This window comes from Streptomyces sp. NPDC044061, from assembly GCF_056434305.1.
In genome coordinates this window covers 310835-328705 of record NZ_JBWKFL010000003.1, presented here as the reverse complement: position 1 = coordinate 328705, position 17871 = coordinate 310835, and the positions used below count along the sequence as shown (strand labels likewise).

The 17871-nt window shown below is 71.1% G+C and carries 16 protein-coding genes and 1 tRNA gene; 11 read left to right on the top strand and 6 right to left on the bottom strand.

Translation table 11 applies throughout. From position 1 onward, the window contains the following. Positions 1-5 precede the first annotated feature (5 nt). The 5 genes from AC07CM_RS06320 (at position 6) to AC07CM_RS06300 (ending at position 6959) form a co-directional block, all read left to right on the top strand. Entirely contained in the window at positions 6-1997 is a 1992-nt protein-coding gene (locus AC07CM_RS06320; RefSeq protein WP_478875173.1) for a copper resistance CopC/CopD family protein, read from the top strand. A gap of 8 nt (positions 1998-2005) precedes the next feature. Beyond that, entirely contained in the window at positions 2006-3295 is a 1290-nt protein-coding gene (gene efeB / locus AC07CM_RS06315; RefSeq protein WP_478875172.1) for an iron uptake transporter deferrochelatase/peroxidase subunit, read from the top strand. An 80-nt stretch (positions 3296-3375) separates the two neighbouring features. After that, positions 3376-4308 carry a prephenate dehydratase gene (gene pheA / locus AC07CM_RS06310; RefSeq protein WP_478875171.1) on the top strand — a complete coding sequence of 311 codons (933 nt, stop codon included), beginning with the start codon at positions 3376-3378 and terminating at the stop codon, positions 4306-4308. 573 nt (positions 4309-4881) lie between these two features. Next, positions 4882-6159, top strand: coding sequence for a serine--tRNA ligase (serS, locus tag AC07CM_RS06305; RefSeq protein ID WP_478875170.1), 1278 nt, complete (start codon positions 4882-4884; stop codon positions 6157-6159). Next, positions 6156-6959: an HAD family hydrolase gene (locus AC07CM_RS06300; RefSeq protein WP_478875169.1), complete on the top strand. Its 804-nt coding sequence runs from the start codon at positions 6156-6158 to the stop codon at positions 6957-6959. The genes serS and AC07CM_RS06300 overlap by 4 nt, the downstream gene beginning before the upstream one ends. 232 nt (positions 6960-7191) lie before the next feature. On the opposite strand, the gene AC07CM_RS06295 is transcribed toward AC07CM_RS06300, so the two are convergent. The 6 genes from AC07CM_RS06295 to AC07CM_RS06270 all read right to left on the bottom strand — a co-directional run bounded on the left by AC07CM_RS06295 (position 7192) and on the right by AC07CM_RS06270 (position 11356). After that, positions 7192-7276 (bottom strand) — tRNA-Ser (locus AC07CM_RS06295). A 258-nt stretch (positions 7277-7534) separates the two neighbouring features. Next, positions 7535-7777, bottom strand: coding sequence for an SGM_3592 family protein (locus AC07CM_RS06290; RefSeq protein ID WP_478875168.1), 243 nt, complete (start codon positions 7775-7777; stop codon positions 7535-7537). A 77-nt stretch (positions 7778-7854) separates the two neighbouring features. Beyond that, positions 7855-8574 carry an ABC transporter permease subunit gene (locus tag AC07CM_RS06285; RefSeq protein WP_478875167.1) on the bottom strand — a complete coding sequence of 240 codons (720 nt, stop codon included), beginning with the start codon at positions 8572-8574 and terminating at the stop codon, positions 7855-7857. A gap of 10 nt (positions 8575-8584) precedes the next feature. Next, positions 8585-9496, bottom strand: coding sequence for an ABC transporter ATP-binding protein (locus AC07CM_RS06280; RefSeq protein WP_478875166.1), 912 nt, complete (start codon positions 9494-9496; stop codon positions 8585-8587). After that, positions 9493-10401 (bottom strand): ABC transporter permease, encoded by a 909-nt coding sequence (locus AC07CM_RS06275; RefSeq protein WP_478875165.1) that lies wholly within the window; start codon positions 10399-10401, stop codon positions 9493-9495. Before AC07CM_RS06275 ends, AC07CM_RS06280 begins: the two co-directional genes overlap by 4 nt. Further along, positions 10391-11356 carry an ABC transporter ATP-binding protein gene (locus AC07CM_RS06270; RefSeq protein WP_478875328.1) on the bottom strand — a complete coding sequence of 322 codons (966 nt, stop codon included), beginning with the start codon at positions 11354-11356 and terminating at the stop codon, positions 10391-10393. Before AC07CM_RS06270 ends, AC07CM_RS06275 begins: the two co-directional genes overlap by 11 nt. Before the next feature lie 239 nt (positions 11357-11595). Here AC07CM_RS06270 and AC07CM_RS06265 point away from each other — a divergent pair, with 239 nt between their 5' ends. The 6 genes from AC07CM_RS06265 (at position 11596) to AC07CM_RS06240 (ending at position 17862) form a co-directional block, all read left to right on the top strand. Beyond that, positions 11596-12438 carry a M24 family metallopeptidase gene (locus tag AC07CM_RS06265; protein ID WP_478875164.1) on the top strand — a complete coding sequence of 281 codons (843 nt, stop codon included), beginning with the start codon at positions 11596-11598 and terminating at the stop codon, positions 12436-12438. Continuing rightward, positions 12435-14189, top strand: coding sequence for an SDR family oxidoreductase (locus tag AC07CM_RS06260; RefSeq protein ID WP_478875163.1), 1755 nt, complete (start codon positions 12435-12437; stop codon positions 14187-14189). The genes AC07CM_RS06265 and AC07CM_RS06260 overlap by 4 nt, the downstream gene beginning before the upstream one ends. Positions 14190-14241: 52 nt before the next feature. Continuing rightward, on the top strand, positions 14242-15189 hold the full coding sequence (locus AC07CM_RS06255; RefSeq protein WP_478875162.1) for a MerR family transcriptional regulator: 948 nt from the start codon (positions 14242-14244) through the stop codon (positions 15187-15189). A gap of 121 nt (positions 15190-15310) precedes the next feature. Then, a complete protein-coding gene (locus AC07CM_RS06250; RefSeq protein WP_478875161.1) occupies positions 15311-15865 on the top strand; it encodes an RNA 2'-phosphotransferase in 555 nt (184 codons plus the stop codon). A 122-nt stretch (positions 15866-15987) separates the two neighbouring features. Further along, positions 15988-16890 carry an LLM class flavin-dependent oxidoreductase gene (locus tag AC07CM_RS06245; RefSeq protein WP_478875160.1) on the top strand — a complete coding sequence of 301 codons (903 nt, stop codon included), beginning with the start codon at positions 15988-15990 and terminating at the stop codon, positions 16888-16890. An 84-nt stretch (positions 16891-16974) separates the two neighbouring features. Further along, positions 16975-17862, top strand: coding sequence for an HAD-IIB family hydrolase (locus AC07CM_RS06240; RefSeq protein ID WP_478875159.1), 888 nt, complete (start codon positions 16975-16977; stop codon positions 17860-17862). The last annotated feature ends 9 nt before the right edge of the window (positions 17863-17871 follow it).

The window sequence follows — 17871 nt, the reverse complement described above, 5'->3', positions numbered from 1 at the left end:
CCACCTTGACGCGGACCATCACCCCCCGCCTGCGCACCCTGGTGCTGCTGCTGCTCGCCGTCACCGGCGCGCTCCTCGCGGGTGCCGGACCGGCCTCCGCGCACGCCGCGCTGACCGGCAGCGACCCCGCGCAGGGGGTGGTGGTCGACAAGGCTCCCACCCAGGTGTCGCTCACCTTCTCCGAGAAGGTGGCGATGAACGACGACTCGCTGCAGGTACTTGACCCCAAGGGGAAGAACGTCGAGGTGGGCGGGCCCGCCAACATCAGCGGGACGACATACGCCGTGAAGCTCAAGGGCGGTCTGGCCAAGGGCACCTACACGGTCGCCTACCAGGTCGTCTCGGCGGACAGCCACCCCGTCTCGGGTGCCTACACCTTCTCCATCGGGGCGCCCTCGCAGACCGTGGTCTCCGGCGTCGCGGCGGCGGGCGGCGGAGTCGTCGGCTTGCTGTACGCGGCCGGGCGGTACGTGTCGTACGCCGGGTTCATCGTGCTGGCGGGCGGCGCCGCCTTCGTGCTGGCCTGCTGGCGGCGCGGCTCGGGCGTACGGGCCGTGCAGCGGCTCGTGGTCGGCGGCTGGCTCGCGCTCACGGCGGCCACCCTGTGGCTGCTGCTCCTGCGCGGCTCCTACACCTCCTCGGGGAAGTTCGGCGACGTCTTCGACCTCAACCTGCTCGGCCAGGTGCTGCAGACCAAGACCGGCGCCGCGCTGGTCTCCCGGCTGCTGCTGCTCGCCGCCGCGGCGCTGTTCATCGCCGTCCTCTTCGGCGCCTACAACCGGCGCGAGGAGGGCGAGGAGAAGCGGGACCTGACCTTCGGGCTCGCGATCGGCGGAGTGGTCGTGGCCGCCGGTCTCGCGGCGAGCTGGGCCATGGCCGAGCACGCCTCCACCGGACTCCAACCGGGCATCGCCATGCCCGTCGACGTCCTCCACCTGCTGGCCGTCGCCGCCTGGCTGGGCGGCCTCACCACTCTCATCGTCGCCCTGTACCGGGCGCCCGCCGAGGCCCCGGTCGAGGCCGCCGCCGTCCAGCGCTTCTCCCGTGTCGCCTTCGGCTCGGTCCTCGCCCTGGTCGTCACCGGCACCTACCAGTCCTGGCGCCAGCTCGGCTCCTGGTCGGCGTTCACCGAGACCCGCTACGGGCAGCTGCTGCTGGTCAAGATCGGGCTGGTGGCGCTGCTGGTGGGGATCGCCTGGATCTCGCGGCGCTGGACGGGACGGCTCGTGGACGCGGCCGCGGCCGCCCTCGCCAAGAAGGGGAAGCAGCGCGAGAAGGAGCAGGTCGGCTCCGCCGCCAAGAAGGCGTCCGGGAAGAAGTCCGCGTCCGGCGACACCACAGCGGACACGTCCGGTGACGGCAAGGCGGCCGCCGCCGGTGACGGCAAGCGTGCCGCCCAGCTCGCCCGGCAGCGGGCCGCGGTGGACGCCGCCCGGCAGAAGCGGCTGCGGGCCGCCGACCCGAACCGCTTCGGCCTGCGCCGCTCTGTGCTCGCCGAGGCGGGCGTCGCGGTCGTGCTGCTCGCCGTCACCACCTGGCTGACCCAGACCGAGCCGGGCCGCACCGAGCTGGAAGCCAAGGCGGCCACGTCGTCGTCATCGTCGTCGTCATCGTCGTCTTCATCGTCGTCTTCATCCTCGTCCTCGAATTCCTCCGGCGCGCTGACGCTGGACATGCCCTTCGACACCGGCGGCACCGACGGCAAGGGCCTCGTCCGGATCGACTTCGACCCCGCGCGCGTGGGCGGCAACGAGATGCACGTCTACGTCCAGCGGCCCAACGGGCGCGCCTTCGACGTCCCCGAGGTGAAGGTCGCCTTCACCCTGGAGGCGAAGAAGCTCGGACCGCTTCCGGTGACCCCCGACCACATCACCACCGGCCACTGGTCGGCGAGCGGAGTGCAGATCCCGATGGCGGGCGACTGGAAGATCGCCGTGACCGTGCGGACCTCCGACATCGACCAGGTGACCGTCTCCAAGAACGCGCAGATCGGCTGAACCACACCATGCCCGACCAGTCCGTCCCTCAGGCCCGCACGCCCGACTCCGCGGTGCGGGAACCCGCCGCCGACAGCGCCTCGGGCCCAGGTATCTCCCGACGCGCGCTGCTCGGCACCGCCGGGGCCACCGGGGTCGTGCTCGGCGCGACCGGCGGAGCCGTGGGCTACGCGGCAGCGCCCGCCCAGGCCACTCCGCTGAGCTCGGTGGGCTCCGACCGGGCGATGTTTCACGGGAAACATCAGTCCGGCATCACCGAGGGACTGCAGGCCCGCGGCCATCTCGTCGCCTTCGACCTGGCGGCGGGCGCGGGCCGCAAGGAGGCGACGGCCCTGCTGCGCCGCTGGTCCATGACGGCCGAGCGGCTGATGACGGGCAAGGCGGCTCCGCACGACGACACCGATGTGGCCCGGGACGCGGGCCCGTCCTCCCTGACCGTCACCTTCGGCTTCGGCCACAGCTTCTTCGGGAAGACCGGCCTGGAGAAGCAGCGGCCGGGCGCTCTCGACCCGCTGCCCGACTTCTCCTCCGACCGGCTCGACAAGGCGCGCAGCGACGGCGACCTGTGGGTGCAGATCGGCGCCGACGACGCCCTGGTCGCCTTCCACGCGCTGCGCGCCATCCAGAAGGACGCCGGCAGCGCGGCCCGTGTCCGCTGGCAGATGAACGGCTTCAACCGCACCCCGGGCGCCACCGCCCACCCGATGACGGCCCGGAACCTCATGGGCCAGCTGGACGGCACCCGCAATCCCAAGCCGTCCGAGGCCGACTTCGACAAGCGGATCTTCGTGCCCGCCTCGGGTGAGCCCGCCTGGATGGCGAACGGCTCCTACGCCGTCGTACGCCGTATCCGCATGCTCCTCGACGACTGGGAGAAGCTGTCGCACTCCGCCCAGGAGGCGGTCATCGGGCGCCGCAAGGCCGACGGCGCGCCGCTGTCCGGAGGCGGCGAGACGACCCCGATGGACCTGGAGAAGACCGACGACAAGGGCGAGTACGTCGTCCCCGTCAACGCGCACGCCCGCATCACCCGGCCCGACCGGAACGGTGGCGCGGCCATGCTGCGGCGCCCGTTCTCCTACCACGACGGCATCGACGCGGACGGCACGCCGGACGCCGGGCTGCTGTTCATCTGCTGGCAGGCGGACCCGCTGCGCGGCTTCGTACCGGTGCAGCGCAAGCTCGACCGCGGGGACGCGCTCTCGACGTACATCCGGCACGAGGCGAGCGCTCTGTTCGCGGTGCCCGGTGGGTCGGCCGAGGGGGAGTACGTGGGACAGGGGCTGTTGGAGGGGTGAATCGGGGTTCAAACCACCCGGTCGAGTGGCTTCCATGAGACACGGAAGCCACGTTCCCCGACGGCCATTAGGGTGAGGACATGCCAGCGAGCTATGCGTATCTCGGTCCCGAAGGCACCTTCACCGAAGTCGCCCTGCGCACGCTTCCGGAGGCGGCCACCCGGGAGCTGATCCCGTACGTGTCGGTGCAGTCCGCGCTCGACGCGGTGCGGGCCGGCGAGGCCGAGGCCGCGTTCGTGCCGATCGAGAACTCCGTCGAGGGCGGCATCACCACCACCCTGGACGAGCTGGTCGCGGGCGAGCCGCTGATGATCTACCGCGAGGTGCTGCTCTCGATCACCTTCGCGCTGCTGGTCCGCCCGGGCACGAAGCTGTCGGACATCAAGACGGTCTCCGCGCACCCGGCGGCCCAGCCGCAGGTCCGCAACTGGCTCAGGAAGAACCTCCCCGACGTCGACTGGGAGTCGGCCGCCTCGAACGCGGACGCCGCGCGGCTGGTCCAGGAGGGCAAGTACGACGCCGCCTTCGCGGGTGAGTTCGCCGCCGCCCGGTACGGCCTCGAGGCCCTGGAGACCGGCATTCACGACGCGGAGAACGCGCAGACCCGGTTCGTCCTGGTCGGCCGCCCGGCCCGGCCCGCCGCGCCGACCGGCGCCGACAAGACCTCGGTGGTGCTGTGGCAGCGGGACGACCACCCCGGTGCCCTGCGCGACCTGCTCGGCGAGTTCGCCACCCGCGGCATCAACCTCATGCTGCTGCAGTCCCGCCCGACCGGCGCCGGCATCGGCAACTACTGCTTCTGCATCGACGCCGAGGGCCACATCTCCGATCGGCGAGTGGCCGAGGCGCTGATGGGGCTGAAGCGGATCTGTCTGCAGGTTCGTTTCCTCGGCTCCTATCCGCGCGCGGACATCCAGCCGGGCGAGGCCAGGTCCACCTTTCCGGGAACCTCGGACGAGGAGTTCGTGGCGGCGTCGGACTGGGTGGCGCGCTGCCAGGACGGCCGGTTCTAGAGCGGCCGTAGCGCTGCTTCCGGCCAGTCGTACCTGCGTATCTTCGTTATCCACAGAAGTTATCCACAGGTCCGCTTCTCGACCTGGGGACAAGTCGACAAGAGACTGCGACTTGGTCGACAAATCGCCCTGGAAGTCCCAGATGCGGCCACCGTCCCGCAGGTCACCCTTCGTCCACTCGTTTCCTTTGGTTCATCTTTTGGAGCGACCCCTTTCCACCCGAAAGTGGGTGTCACCCCTGCTCGAACCGGGAATTCCTCAGTCCGGCCAGAACTTCCGGAGTGATCAATTCCAAAATCCACAGAGTTTCCGCACAGCCTGTGGATAACTCTGCCCGGCGCATGGATTCCTGTGGACAACGGCCCGCTCAAGTGCCGCTCTCCACAAGGCGATCCGGTCAACCAGGAGTCCACCGGCTGACTCGTTCCAGGTAGTGAGACGGCTTCAATTGACACACGACTACACACAGCGACAAGTGTCGACACTCTGCGTAATTGCCCCATATCGGCGCGTGGGTCGCGAGTCGCAATAGTGAGTCGTGGCCTGCGAGCTCGCACCGGTAGCCTTGGCCACGTGATTGACCTTCGCCTGCTTCGTGAGGACCCCGACCGTGTGCGCGCATCGCAGCGCGCCCGTGGAGAGGATGTCGCGCTCGTCGACTCCCTCCTGTCTGCCGACGAGCGGCGCAGGTCCTCCGGCGTCCGCTTCGACGAGCTGCGCGCCGAGCAGAAGCAGCTCGGCAAGCTGATCCCCAAGGCCACCGCCGACGAGAAGGCCGAGCTGCTCAAGCGGGCCGAGCAGCTGAAGGCCGACGTCAAGACCGCCGACGCCGAGCGCGACGCGGCCGACGCCGAGACCCAGCACCTGCTGCTCCGGCTCGGCAACCTCGTCCACCCCGACGTGCCCGTCGGCGGCGAGGAGGACTTCGTCACGCTGGAGACGCACGGCACGATCCGCGACTTCGGCGCCGAGGGCTTCGAGCCCAAGGACCACCTCGAGCTCGGCCAGCTCCTCGGCGCGATCGACGTCGAGCGCGGCGCCAAGGTCTCCGGTTCCCGCTTCTACTTCCTCACCGGCGTCGGCGCCCTGCTGGAGCTGGCCCTGGTGAACGCGGCGATCGCGCAGGCGACCGCGGCCGGCTTCACCCCGATGCTGACCCCGGCGCTGGTCCGCCCGCAGTCCATGGCCGGCACCGGCTTCCTCGGCCAGGCGGCCCAGGACGTCTACCACCTCGACAAGGACGACCTGTACCTGGTCGGCACCTCCGAGGTCCCGCTGGCGGCGTACCACATGGACGAGATCATCGACGCCGACCGGCTGCCGCTGCGCTACGCGGGCTTCTCGCCGTGCTTCCGCCGCGAGGCCGGCTCGCACGGCAAGGACACGCGAGGCATCTTCCGCGTGCACCAGTTCGACAAGGTCGAGATGTTCTCCTACGTCACCCCCGAGGACTCGCAGGAGGAGCACAAGCGTCTGCTGGAGTGGGAGAAGCAGTGGCTGAGGTCGCTGGAGCTGCCGTTCCGCGTCATCGACGTCGCCTCCGCCGACCTCGGCGCCTCGGCCTCGCGTAAGTACGACTGCGAGGCCTGGATCCCGACCCAGGGCAAGTACCGCGAGCTGACCTCGACCTCGGACTGCACCGAGTTCCAGTCCCGCCGGCTGTCGATCCGGCTCCGGGACGGCAAGCAGGTCCGCCCGCTGGCCACGCTCAACGGCACCCTGTGCGCCGTACCGCGCACGATCGTGGCGATCCTGGAGAACCACCAGCAGGCCGACGGCTCGGTGTACGTGCCCAAGGTGCTGCGCCCGTACCTGGGCGGCCGGGAGGTCCTGGAGCCGGTCGCCAAGTGAGCGCCGGATTCCCGTTCCGACTCATCGCCACCGACCTCGACGGAACGCTCCTGCGCTCCGACGAGTCGATCTCGCAGCGCACCCGTGAAGCGCTCGCCGCGGCCACCGCGGCGGGCGCCGCGCACATCGTCGTCACCGGCCGCGCGGTCCCCTGGACCCGGCACATCCTGGACGACCTCGGCTACGACGGCCTCGCCGTCTGCGGCCAGGGCGCCCAGGTGTACGACGCCGGGGCGCACCGCCTGCTGACCTCCGTGACCCTGGACCGCCGGCTGGCGGGCGTGGCCCTGGCCAAGATCGAGGCCGACGTGGGCCCGCTGCACCTCGCGGCGAGCCGGGACGGCCTGGACGGCGAGGTGCTGGTGGGGCCGGGGTACGCGGTCACCGGCGCGCTCCCGGCGACGCCGTTCACGGACGCGTCGGACCTGTGGACCGCCCCGCTGAACAAGATCTACATACAGCATCCGACGCTGAGCGACGACGACCTGGCGGAAGCGGCACGCCTCGCGGCCGGTGGTCTCGTCACGGTCGCCATGGCGGGCGCGGGCATCGTGGAGCTGCTGCCGCTCGGCCTGTCCAAGGCCACGGGCCTGTCGCTCGCGGCCCGCCGCCTGGGCCTGAAGGCGGCCGACACGATCGCCTTCGGCGACATGCCGAACGACATCCCGATGTTCGCCTGGGCGTCCCGGGGCGTGGCCATGGCCAACGCCCACGAGGAGCTCCGCGCGGTGGCCGACGAGGTCACGTCCTCCAACGAGGAGGACGGCATCGCGGTGGTGCTGGAGAGACTGCTGGCGTAGGAATGCGCGGCGGTCGGAGCGCCTCGACGGCCGACGGCGCCGCAACTCCCAGGGGCGCGGGGAACCGCGCCACCGGCCCCCACGTACCCGCAGGGCGAACGACGGCACGCCCCACGGCCGTGAGTGGTCGTGCCGCTGGGGCGGCACGGGTGGGCACGGTCAGAAGCACCGGGTGTCTCTTCGACATGCTTCCGGCCCTGAGCCTCGGCCGAGCCCCAGTGGCAACGTCTCGCGGAGGATGCACGGATCGAACGTGCGCGGGGTCACCCCCGACCATGGCTTAGCAAGCCAGTGCCTTACCACTCGGCCAATCCTCCGGGTGGGCGGCCCACGCGAGAGCGACATCGCGTGCTCGAAGCGGCCGCCCCGGGCAGTGCCCGTGGCTACACGGAGAGGTAACGGCTACTCCGGAGCCCGCCTCGGACTGCCCTGTCGGGAGCCGGGCGTACTTCCGTGCATGGACATCGCCCGCCTCCTCTCCCAGATCGCGGCGCCGGGACACTCCCGGCGGATGGGGCACAACCACTCTGCCCCGCCGCCGAGTTGGGCGCCACCGAATTAACCGGGGGACCGTGTCACCGGCGGCGCCACCTGCGCCGGCGCGCCTTGCTGAAGAACCAGCCCGCCGGCGGATCGTCCGACCGCCACGGCTGCGGCTGCGGTTCCTCGGCCCGCCAGCGGGCGGCGAGCATCCGGGCCCGGGCGGACGGCTCGGAGGTCTCGGCGGCGCGTACGAAGGACTCGTCGAGGACCAGCTCGTCCCAGACGTCACCGGCAGCCCGTCCACGGGCGTCGCGCTGCGGCGTCTCCTCTGCCATCCGGACCTCCCAATCGAACATCCGCTTTGCCCAGTCTGCCCGGGCAGAGATGAAGCCCCCGTCAAGACGGGGACCGGTCACTCCTCGCCGGCCAGCGTCAGCGCCCGCAGCTTCTGGCCCGCGTACCAGGTGGCCAGGACGGTGACCGCGACCAGCAGCACCGTGGCCGTGGTCAGCCCGACGTCGGAGGTCACCAGGTCCCCGCCGGCGACCTTGTGGGCGACGGCCAGCGACCACTGCTGGACGCTCAGCGTGCGCGCGCCGGGCACCAGGGAGCCGAACAGGGCCTCCCAGACGAGGGCGTAGACCAGGCCGAAGACCACCGCGTGCCGGGACACGGTGCCCAGCAGCAGGAACAGCGCGGAGTAGGCGATGGAGGAGACGAGCGCGGCCACCGTGTAGGCGACGGCGATCTGCTGGCCGTTCCCGTTCAGGATCAGGCCCGCGATCATGGTCGGCACCGCCGAGAACACCATGGTCACCGCGATGGCGACGATCAGCTTGGTGAGAATGATCGTCGGCCGCTTCAGCGGCTTGGACAGCAGGTAGACGACGGAGCCGTCGTCGATCTCGGGGCCGATCGCGCCCGTGCCCGCGATGACGCCGATGATCGGCACCATGGTGGCGAGCGCGAACCCGCCGAGCACGTCGGCGGCGGTCTGGTCGTCCGCGCCGGTCAGGGCGCGCACGGCCACGGAGATCACGAGCAGCAGCAGGGGCAGCGCGCCGAGGATGAGGGCCCGGCGGCGGCCGAGCAGGGCCCGGTAGGTGAGCCGGGCGACGGTGGGGTCGTACATCTTCGGCCTCCTACGCCGCGACCAGGTACGAGAAGACGGACTCGAGGGACTCGTCGGACGGCGAGACCGTGAGCAGCCGGATGCCGTGGTCCCTGGCGACCTTCGGCAGCAGGGCGGTGAAGCGGCCGAAGTCGACGGCCTGGACGCGCAGCGCGCCCTCGGTCACGTCCACCTCGATGCCGGACGTCGACGGGTCGGCGATCAGCGCGGCCGCGAGGGCGCGGTCGTCGCTGGAGCGCACCAGGTAGCGGTGCGGGCGGTCGGTCATCAGGCGGCGGATCCTGCGGAAGTCGCCGCTGGCCGCGTGCCGTCCGGCGACGACGACCTCGATGTGCCGGGCGAGCTGCTCGACCTCCTCCAGGATGTGCGAGGAGAACAGCACCGTGCGGCCGTCGTCGCCCATCTTCCGCAGCAGGTCCATCAGTTGCATGCGCTGGCGCGGGTCCATGCCGTTGAACGGCTCGTCCAGCAGGAGCAGGGAGGGGTCGTGGACCAGGGCGCTCGCCATCTTCACGCGCTGGCGCATGCCCTTGGAGTACGTGGCGATCCTCCGGTCCTGCGCGTACTCCATCTCGACCGTGGCGAGGGCGCGTTGGGCGGCCTTGGCGCCTAGGCCGTGCAGCTCGGCGTTGGCGACGACGAACTCGCGGCCGGTGAGGAAGTCGTACATCGCCTCCCGCTCGGGGACGATACCGATCTGCTTGTAGATGGACTCGTTGCGCCACACCGGCTGCCCGTCGAGAGTGACCGTGCCGGTGGAGGGGGCGAGGAAACCGCCCATCATGTTGATGAGGGTGGACTTCCCGGCGCCGTTGGGGCCGAGCAGGCCGGTGACGCCGGGCCCGATGGTCATGGTGATGTCGTTGACGGCGACCACGTTGCCGAACCAGCGGGAGACGTGGTCGATGCTCAGCGTGGTCACAGTCCCACCTTCTGGTAGCGGCGGATCAGGAGGCCGTAGCTCGCGGCGATCAGGCCCAGGACGGCCAGGACGAACACCACGCCCTCACCGGTGGACGGGCCGGTACCGCCGGGGAAGGCGGAGGTGCCGCCGAGGAAGGCGGACTGCACGCCGTCGATCAGCGTGATCGGGGAGAACAGGCCGATCCAGGGGACGGCGCCGCTGTTGCCCTGGACGTCGGCGATGGCCTGGAGGGTGGAGACCGCGCCGTAGGAGATGGTCATCACGGCGATCACGGCGGCGATGCCGAAGCCGCGGCGCGGGGTGACGGCGGCGACGACCAGGCCGATGCCGGCGAACAGCAGCGAGAGCAGGGCCACGGCGACCAGTCCCTGGGCGAATTCCTTCGTCTGGTGGGCGAAGCCCATCTTGGACAGCAGCGCGCCCACGTACATCACGAGCAGCGGGGCCCCGGTGAGGACGAACAGGGCCGAGGCGAGCGCCGCGAACTTCGCCCGCACGTAGTCGGCGGTCTCGATGGGCCGCGAGAAGTACAGCGGTACGGTCTTGAAGCGCAGGTCGCGGGAGACGGACTGGGGCGCCTGCGAGGCGACGTACAGGCTGATCACCGCCTGCATGACAATCGCGTAGCGGGTGTAGGACACCGGCAGTTCGTGCGCCTTGGTGGCCACCGCGACGGCCACCATGATGGCCGCGGGCACGCACATGACCGCGAACAGCAGCATCGGCAGCACCTTGGACTTCACCGAGCGGCCGAGGCCGTAGGCGCCGCGCAGGGACTGCGAGTACAGCGAGCGCCGGGCGTAGGCGCGGCCGAGGCGCGGGCCGTCGTAGCCGCGGTAGCCGATGTCGTGGATGCGGGTCTGGTCGCCGGCCCGCGTCGCCGGGGAATGCTCAACCGCCATGTCCGACGGCCTCCTTCCGCTGCTCGTCGCTGCTGGTGAACACCTCGGAGATGTGGTGCCGGCGCTGCTCCATGCGCACCAGGCCGAGGCCGAGGTCGGCGACCACGTCGCGCACCAGGTCGTACGTCTCCTCGCCGGAGGCGGTCAGCAGCAGGATGTGGCCGGCGCCGGGCAGGCCGCCGCCCTCGTCGTGGGTGTCCACCCCGCGCGCGTGCAGCGCCTCGCGGACCGCGCGGGTGCCGTCGGGGTGGTCGTCGCTGTCGGTGACCTCGATCGCGAGTGTCGTCGTGGTCTGGGTGAAGTCCGTGGTGGAGCTGGAGCGCAGCAGCTTGCCGCCGTCCACCACGACGACGTGGTCGCAGGTGCGCTCCAGTTCGCCCAGCAGGTGGGAGGTGACCAGGACCGAGATGCCGAAGTCGGTGTGGATGCGGCGGATCAGGCCGAGCATCTCGTCCCGGCCGACCGGGTCGAGGCCGTTGGTCGGCTCGTCCAGGAACACCAGCTGCGGGTCGTGCACCAGGGCCTGGGCGAGCTTCACACGCTGCTTCATGCCGGTGGAGTAACCGCCGATGGGGCGGTAGCGCTCCTCGTACAGGCCGACATGGCGCAGGGTGTCCGCGGTGCGCTCGCGCGCGGCGGTGGGCGGCAGACCGGACATCCGCGCCATGTGGACGACGAACTCGGTGGCCGAGACGTCGGGCGGCAGGCAGTCGTGCTCCGGCATGTAGCCCACGCGCTCACGGATGGCGGCGCCCTTGGTGGCCACGTCGAGGCCGAGCACCTCGGCGCGGCCCTCCGTGGCGGGGGACAGACCCAGCAGGATCTTGATCAGGGTGGACTTGCCGGCGCCGTTGGCTCCGACGAGTCCGGTCACACCGGGTCCGATGTCCACGGACAGCCGGTCGAGCGCGGTCACCCGGGGGAACCGCTTGCTCAGGCTTTCGGTCGCGATCACAGTCACGTCCTCGACCGTAGTGACGCGGAACACGCCCGGCGTCAGACCACAGAGCCGTCTTCGCGTCAGCCTCGAGTATTACGCGGCCCTAAGGGATCCGACCGCCGACAGGTGCCCGCCGTCGCTCGCGACCGTTGTCCACAGCCCTTGATCCACCCTATTGACGCCGCCTCTAACAACTGTCACATTCACCAGTGTCAAGTTACGGACGCGTACCGCAGTCGACGGGACGGGGCGGCATGACGACGGCAGTGAGAAGCGAACTCTCCATGGAGCTGCGGGGGTTCAGGCGGGTGCAGCGCCTCGCCTACGAATGCGCGGAGGCGGTCGCGGCACGCCTGGAGCCCGGCGTGACCGAGCGCGAGGCGGCACGGATGCAGCGCGAGTGGCTGCGCGAGCGGGGGGTGCGGGACTGGTTCCACCTGCCCTTCGCCTGGTTCGGGGACCGCACGGCGTTCGTGGACTTCCGCATCCCGCTGCAGTTCTTCCCGACCGACCGCGCGCTGGAGCCCGGGATGCCGTTCATCCTGGACATGGCCCCGGTGTACGAGGGCTTCACGGCCGACATCGGCTACTCGGGCTCGCTCGGCGTCAACCCGGTGCAGGACCGGCTGATGGCCGACCTGGAGGCGCACCGCGAGCTGATCCTGCGCGAGGTGCGCGAGCGACGGCCGCTGCGTGAGATCTACGAGGACGTGGACCGGCTCATGGTCCGCCAGGGATACGCCAACCGGCACCGCGCGTACCCCTTCGGCGTCATCGCCCACAAGGTGGACCGGGTGAAGCAGCGCCGCTGGTCACCGCATCTGTTCGGGTTCGGCACCCAGTCCCTCAAGGGCCTGGCCGCCGACGCCCTGCACGGCCACCGCGAGGGCTGGTCGCCCCTGTGGTCTCCGTACCGCTTCTCCGACCACCCGCCGCAGCCGGGCCTGTGGGCGGTCGAACCCCACCTCGGTTTCCGGGGTACGGGCGCGAAGTTCGAGGAGATCCTGGTCGTCACCGACTCCCGGGACCCCGGGCAGAGCGCTTTCTGGCTGGACGACGATCTGCCGCACGTGCGGCGCTGGGCGGAGGCGAAGTGACGCTGAAGGGTGCGCGGGAGCGCCGGGTGCACACCGGCGGGGCCGAGCTGTGCGTGGCCGAGCTGGGCGATCCGGAGCAGCCGACGGTGCTGCTGGTGCACGGCTACCCGGACAGCAAGGAGGTCTGGTCGGAGGTCGCCGTCCGCCTCGCCGACCGTTTCCACGTCGTGCTGTACGACGTCCGGGGCCACGGCCGCTCCACGGCACCGCGGCCGCTGCGCGGCGGCTTCACCCTGGCGAAGCTCACGGACGACTTCCTGGCGGTCGTGGACGCGGTGAGCCCGGACCGGCCGGTGCACCTGGTCGGTCACGACTGGGGCTCGGTGCAGTCCTGGGAGTTCGCCACGGTGGGCCGCACGGAGGGCCGTATCGCCTCCTTCACGTCGATGTCCGGCCCGTCCCTGGACCACTTCGGTCACTGGATCAACGCGCGCGTGAAGCGTCCCACGCCCCGCCGGGTGGGCCAGCTCCTCGGCCAGGGCGCCAAGTCCTGGTACGTGTACCTGCTGCACACGCCCGCCCTGCCGGAACTGGCCTGGCGCGGACCGCTCGGCAGGCGCTGGCCGAAGATCCTCCAGCGGACCGAGAAGGTGCCCGCAGGCGAGTACCCGACCGCGTCCCTGCCCTCCGACGCGGCGCACGGAGCCTGGCTGTACCGCGACAACGTCCGCGCACGGCTGCTGAGGCCCCGCCCGGACGCGTACGCACACGCGCCCGTGCAGCTCATCACGCCCCTGGGGGACGCGTTCCTGTCGGAGCGCCTGTACGACGACCTGGAGCAGTGGGTGCCCCGGCTGACCCGCCGCACGCTCCCCGCCAAGCACTGGATCCCGCGCACGCGTCCCGACCAGGTCGCCGCCTGGATCGAGCAGTTCGTGACGGGCGTCGAGGGCGGGCGACCGGAGCCGCAGGCCGCCGGCCGCCATGCCGATCGGTTCGGCGGGCAGTTGGTGCTGGTCACCGGTGCGGGCAGCGGGATCGGGCGGGCCACGGCGTTCGCCTTCGCGGAGGCCGGCGCGCGGGTGGTGGCCGTCGACCGCGACGCCGAGGCCGCCGCCCGCACCGCCGAGCTGTCCCGGCTGATCGGCGCGCCGGAGGCGTGGGCGGAGACGGCGGACGTCTCCGACGAGCAGGCCATGGAGAAGCTCGCCGAGAAGGTGCACCGCGCGTACGGCGTGCTGGACGTGCTGGTCAACAACGCGGGGATCGGCCTGTCGGGCTCCTTCTTCACCACCACGACCGCCGACTGGCGCAAGGTCCTGGACGTCAACCTCTGGGGTGTCATCCACGGCTGCCGTCTCTTCGGCGCGCGCATGGCCGAGCGCGGCCAGGGCGGCCACATCGTCAACATCGCGTCCGCGGCCGCCTATCAGCCCTCCCGGGCCCTGCCCGCCTACAGCACCTCCAAGGCGGCGGTGCTGATGCTCTCCGAGTGCCTGCGCGCCGAACTGGCCTCCCAGGACATCGGAGTCACGGCGATCTGCCCCGGCATCGTCAACACCAACATCACCTCGACGGCCCGCTTCACCGGCGTCGACGAGGCGGAGGAATGCCGCCGCCAGAAGCACTCGGCCCGCCTGTACGGCCTGCGCAACTACCCACCGGAGAAGGTCGCCGAGGCCGTCCTGGACGCGGTGACCCACAACAGGGCGGTCGTACCGGTGACCCCGGAGGCCCGGGGCGCCCACCTCCTGTCGCGCTTCATGCCGGGGGTGCTGCGGGGGATCGCGCGGGTGGAGCCGAAGTTGTGAGCGCCCCCCTCCCGCCAGGCCCCTTCTCCGGTCGCCACCCGAGGGACCCCACATGACCGACCCCCCACCCCAGAGGACCTACCGCATCGAAGACCTGGCCCACCGCACCCGCACCACCGTGCGGACCATCCGCGCCTACCAGGACAAGGGGCTCCTTCCCCGCCCCGAGCGCCGGGGCCGCGCCAACGTCTACTCCGACGTCCACCTCACCCGCCTCCACCAGATCGGCCACCTCCTCAACCGCGGCTACACCCTGGCCTCGATCAAGGAACTCCTGGACGCCTGGGACACCGGCCGCGGCCTGGGCGGTGTCCTCGGCCTGGTCACCGAGGTGGAGGGACCATGGACCGACGAGGAACCGGACCGCATCACCCGCACCGAGCTGGACGCCCGCTTCGGCGGCACCCCCGACGAGGACGCCGTGGCGGAGGCGGTCGAGCTCGGCGTACTGGAACCGGTCGACGGCGACCCCGACACCTTTCTCGTGCCGAGCCCCCAAGAACTCGCGGTGGCAGCCGAGTTGCACGCCGCCGGGGTGCCACTGTCCGCGATCTCGGGCCACCTGCGGGAGTTGAGAGGCCAGGTCGAGCACATAGCCGCCCGCTTCCTGGAGTTCACGACCGAGTACCTTTTCGCGCGCTACCTCGACGACCCCGCCCACCGCACGGACGCACACGCGGCGGAAGCCGCCTCGCTGGTACGTCGGCTCCGGCCCCTGGCCCGGCAGACCGTCGACGCCGAACTGGCCCGCGCGATGCGCGTGTTCGCCATCGAACACCTGCGGACACACCTCGTCGCCGACAAGCCGCCGGAACCCCGCACCGAAACGCGCTCCGTCGACCTTCCCGCCGAGACGATCGGGGCCGTGGAGCGCCTGGTTGGCTTCGATCGCGCGCCGGCATTCATCGCGCTGGCCGCCGAACGGGAGGTCAGAGCACGGTCCTTGGACGACCTGGTGCCACCACAGGCCGGAAGCACCGGACTTGGCGAATCGCCCTGAGACGCCTGCCGGTTGTCCACAACTTCTCCAATTTCCCTGTGGATAACCGCACTTGCTTGTGGACCAAACCTGAGGACAAAAACAACCTGCGTGATCCGCGTCTCTCCAGCACGCTGGGGGGATGGATGAAAGACGTACCGTGAAGGTGTCGAAGTACCTCTCGAAACACCTCCGCCACCAACCCGAACGCATCGGCCTCACGCTCGACGAGGGCGGCTGGGTCGACATCGACACACTGATCACCGCGGCCGCCGCGCACGGATTCCGGTTCACGCGCGAGGAGCTCGACCATGTGGTGGCCGCCAACGACAAGCAGCGCTTCGCGATCGAGGGCACGAGAATCCGCGCCAGCCAGGGCCACAGCGTCGAGGTCGAGGTCGACCTCGGCCTGCCCCCGGCGATCCCGCCGCCGTACCTCTACCACGGCACCGTGGGCCGCAGTCTTGACGCGATCCGCGCCGAGGGCCTCAGGCCCATGAACAGGCACGACGTCCACCTCTCGGCCGACCGGGAGACCGCCACCCGGGTCGGGGCCCGCCGCGGCCGCCCCGTCGTGCTCGCCGTGGACGCCGGCGCCATGCACCGCGACGGGCACGTCTTCCACGTCAGCGCGAACGGAGTGTGGCTCACCAGGGCCGTGCCACCGCGCTACCTGCGGTTCTCCGATCCGCACTGACACCGGGCCGCCCGGAGCCCGGGCGCACGCGACGCCTCCCGGCCTGCTCGGTCCGTGGCCCGGCAGGCACGTACGGTGACCGATTTCGGCCATTGTCGAGGGGTCCCCGTACTCTCGGACGCATGAGTCTGCGTCTGAGCACCGTGATCCTGCCGTACCGCCGCTGGAACGAGGGCGGCCGTTCGGCCTGGGTGCGGGCCGAGCAGCTCGGCTTCCACACCGCGTACACCTACGACCATCTGTCCTGGCGCAGCTTCCGTGACGGCCCGTGGTTCGGGGCCGTACCGACGCTGACCGCCGCCGCGGCCGCCACCGAGCGGCTCCGCCTCGGCACGCTGGTCACCTCGCCGAACTTCCGGCATCCGGTGACCCTCGCCAAGGAACTGATCTCCCTGGACGACATCTCCGGCGGCCGCGTCACCCTCGGCATCGGCGCGGGCGGCACCGGCTTCGACGCGACGGCCCTCGGCCAGGAGCCGTGGACGCCGCGCGAGCGCGCCGACCGGCTCGCCGAGTTCGTGCCGCTGCTCGACCGGCTGCTCACCGAGGACGCCGTGTCGTACGAGGGCCGGTTCTACTCGGCACACGAGGCGCGCAACATCCCCGGCTGCGTGCAGCGGCCCCGGCTGCCGTTCGCGGTCGCGGCCACCGGCCCGCGCGGGCTGAAGCTCGCCGCGCGGTACGGACAGGCGTGGGTGACCACAGGCGACCCGAAGCTGTACGAGAGCGGCACCCCGGAGCAGTCGGTCCAAGCCCTGCGCGGGCAGCTGGAGAAGCTGACGGAGGCATGCGCGGCGGCCGACCGGGACGTGGCCGAGCTGGACAAGGTCCTGCTCACCGGCTTCACCCCGGACCGCGCCCGACCGCTCGAGTCGCTGGACGCCTTCGTGGATTTCGCCGGTCGCCACCGGGAGTTGGGCTTCACCGAGATCGTGATCCACTGGCCCATCCCGGACTCCGACTTCGCCGCGGACGAGAAGGTCTTCGAGCGGATCGCCATGGACGCGCTCGCGCAGCTGCCCTGACCCGGTGACAGACGACGTCCGCCGGCCGTCCCCGATGTGTCCGTGGACTCATCTGTGCGTACTACCACACGGCCGTGCGGGCATATGCGCGAGAATGGCCCGGTGACCTCAGCGACCAGACAGCCCGGGACCCCGGCCGCCGCCCTCAGGCCGCGGCTGATCGCCACCGACCTCGACGGCACTCTCCTGCGCGACGACAAGTCGGTCTCCCCGAGGACGGTCGCCGCACTGGCCGCCGCCGAGGCCGCGGGCATCGAGGTCTTCTTCGTCACCGGGCGCCCGGCCCGTTGGATGGACGTCGTCAGCGATCACGTCCACGGCCACGGCCTGGCGATCTGCGGCAACGGCGCCGCCGTGGTCGACCTGCACGGCGGCCCCGGCACCCACCGGTTCGTGAAGGTGCGCGAACTGGCCCGCGAGAACGCCCTGGACGCCGTACGGCTGCTGCGCGAGGCGGCACCCGGCACGGTGTTCGCGGTCGAGCAGACGTACGGCTTCCACCAGGAGCCGGACTACCCCAAGCTCCACATGGAGATACCGGACAACCTGCTGCCCGCCGAGGCCCTCCTCTCGCCCGACGGCCCGGACGCCGACCAGCCCGTCCTGAAGATCCTCGCCTACCACGCCGAACTCGACCCGGACGCCTTCCTCACCCTGGCCCGCCTGGCGATCGGCGACCGCGCCGACGTGACCCGCTCCAGCCCCAGCGCCCTGCTGGAACTCAGCGGCCCCGGCGTCTCCAAGGCCAGCACGCTCGCCCTGTGCTGCGCCGAGCGCGGCATCTCGCACGAGCAGGTCGTCGCCTTCGGGGACATGCCCAACGACGTCGAGATGCTGACCTGGGCCGGCCGGTCCTACGCGATGGGCAACGCCCATCCGGACGTCATCGCCGCCGCCTCGGGCCGTACGGTCGCCAACAACGAGGACGGCGTGGCGGTCGTGATCGAGCGTCTGATCGCCGAGGGCGTCTGACGCCGCCGC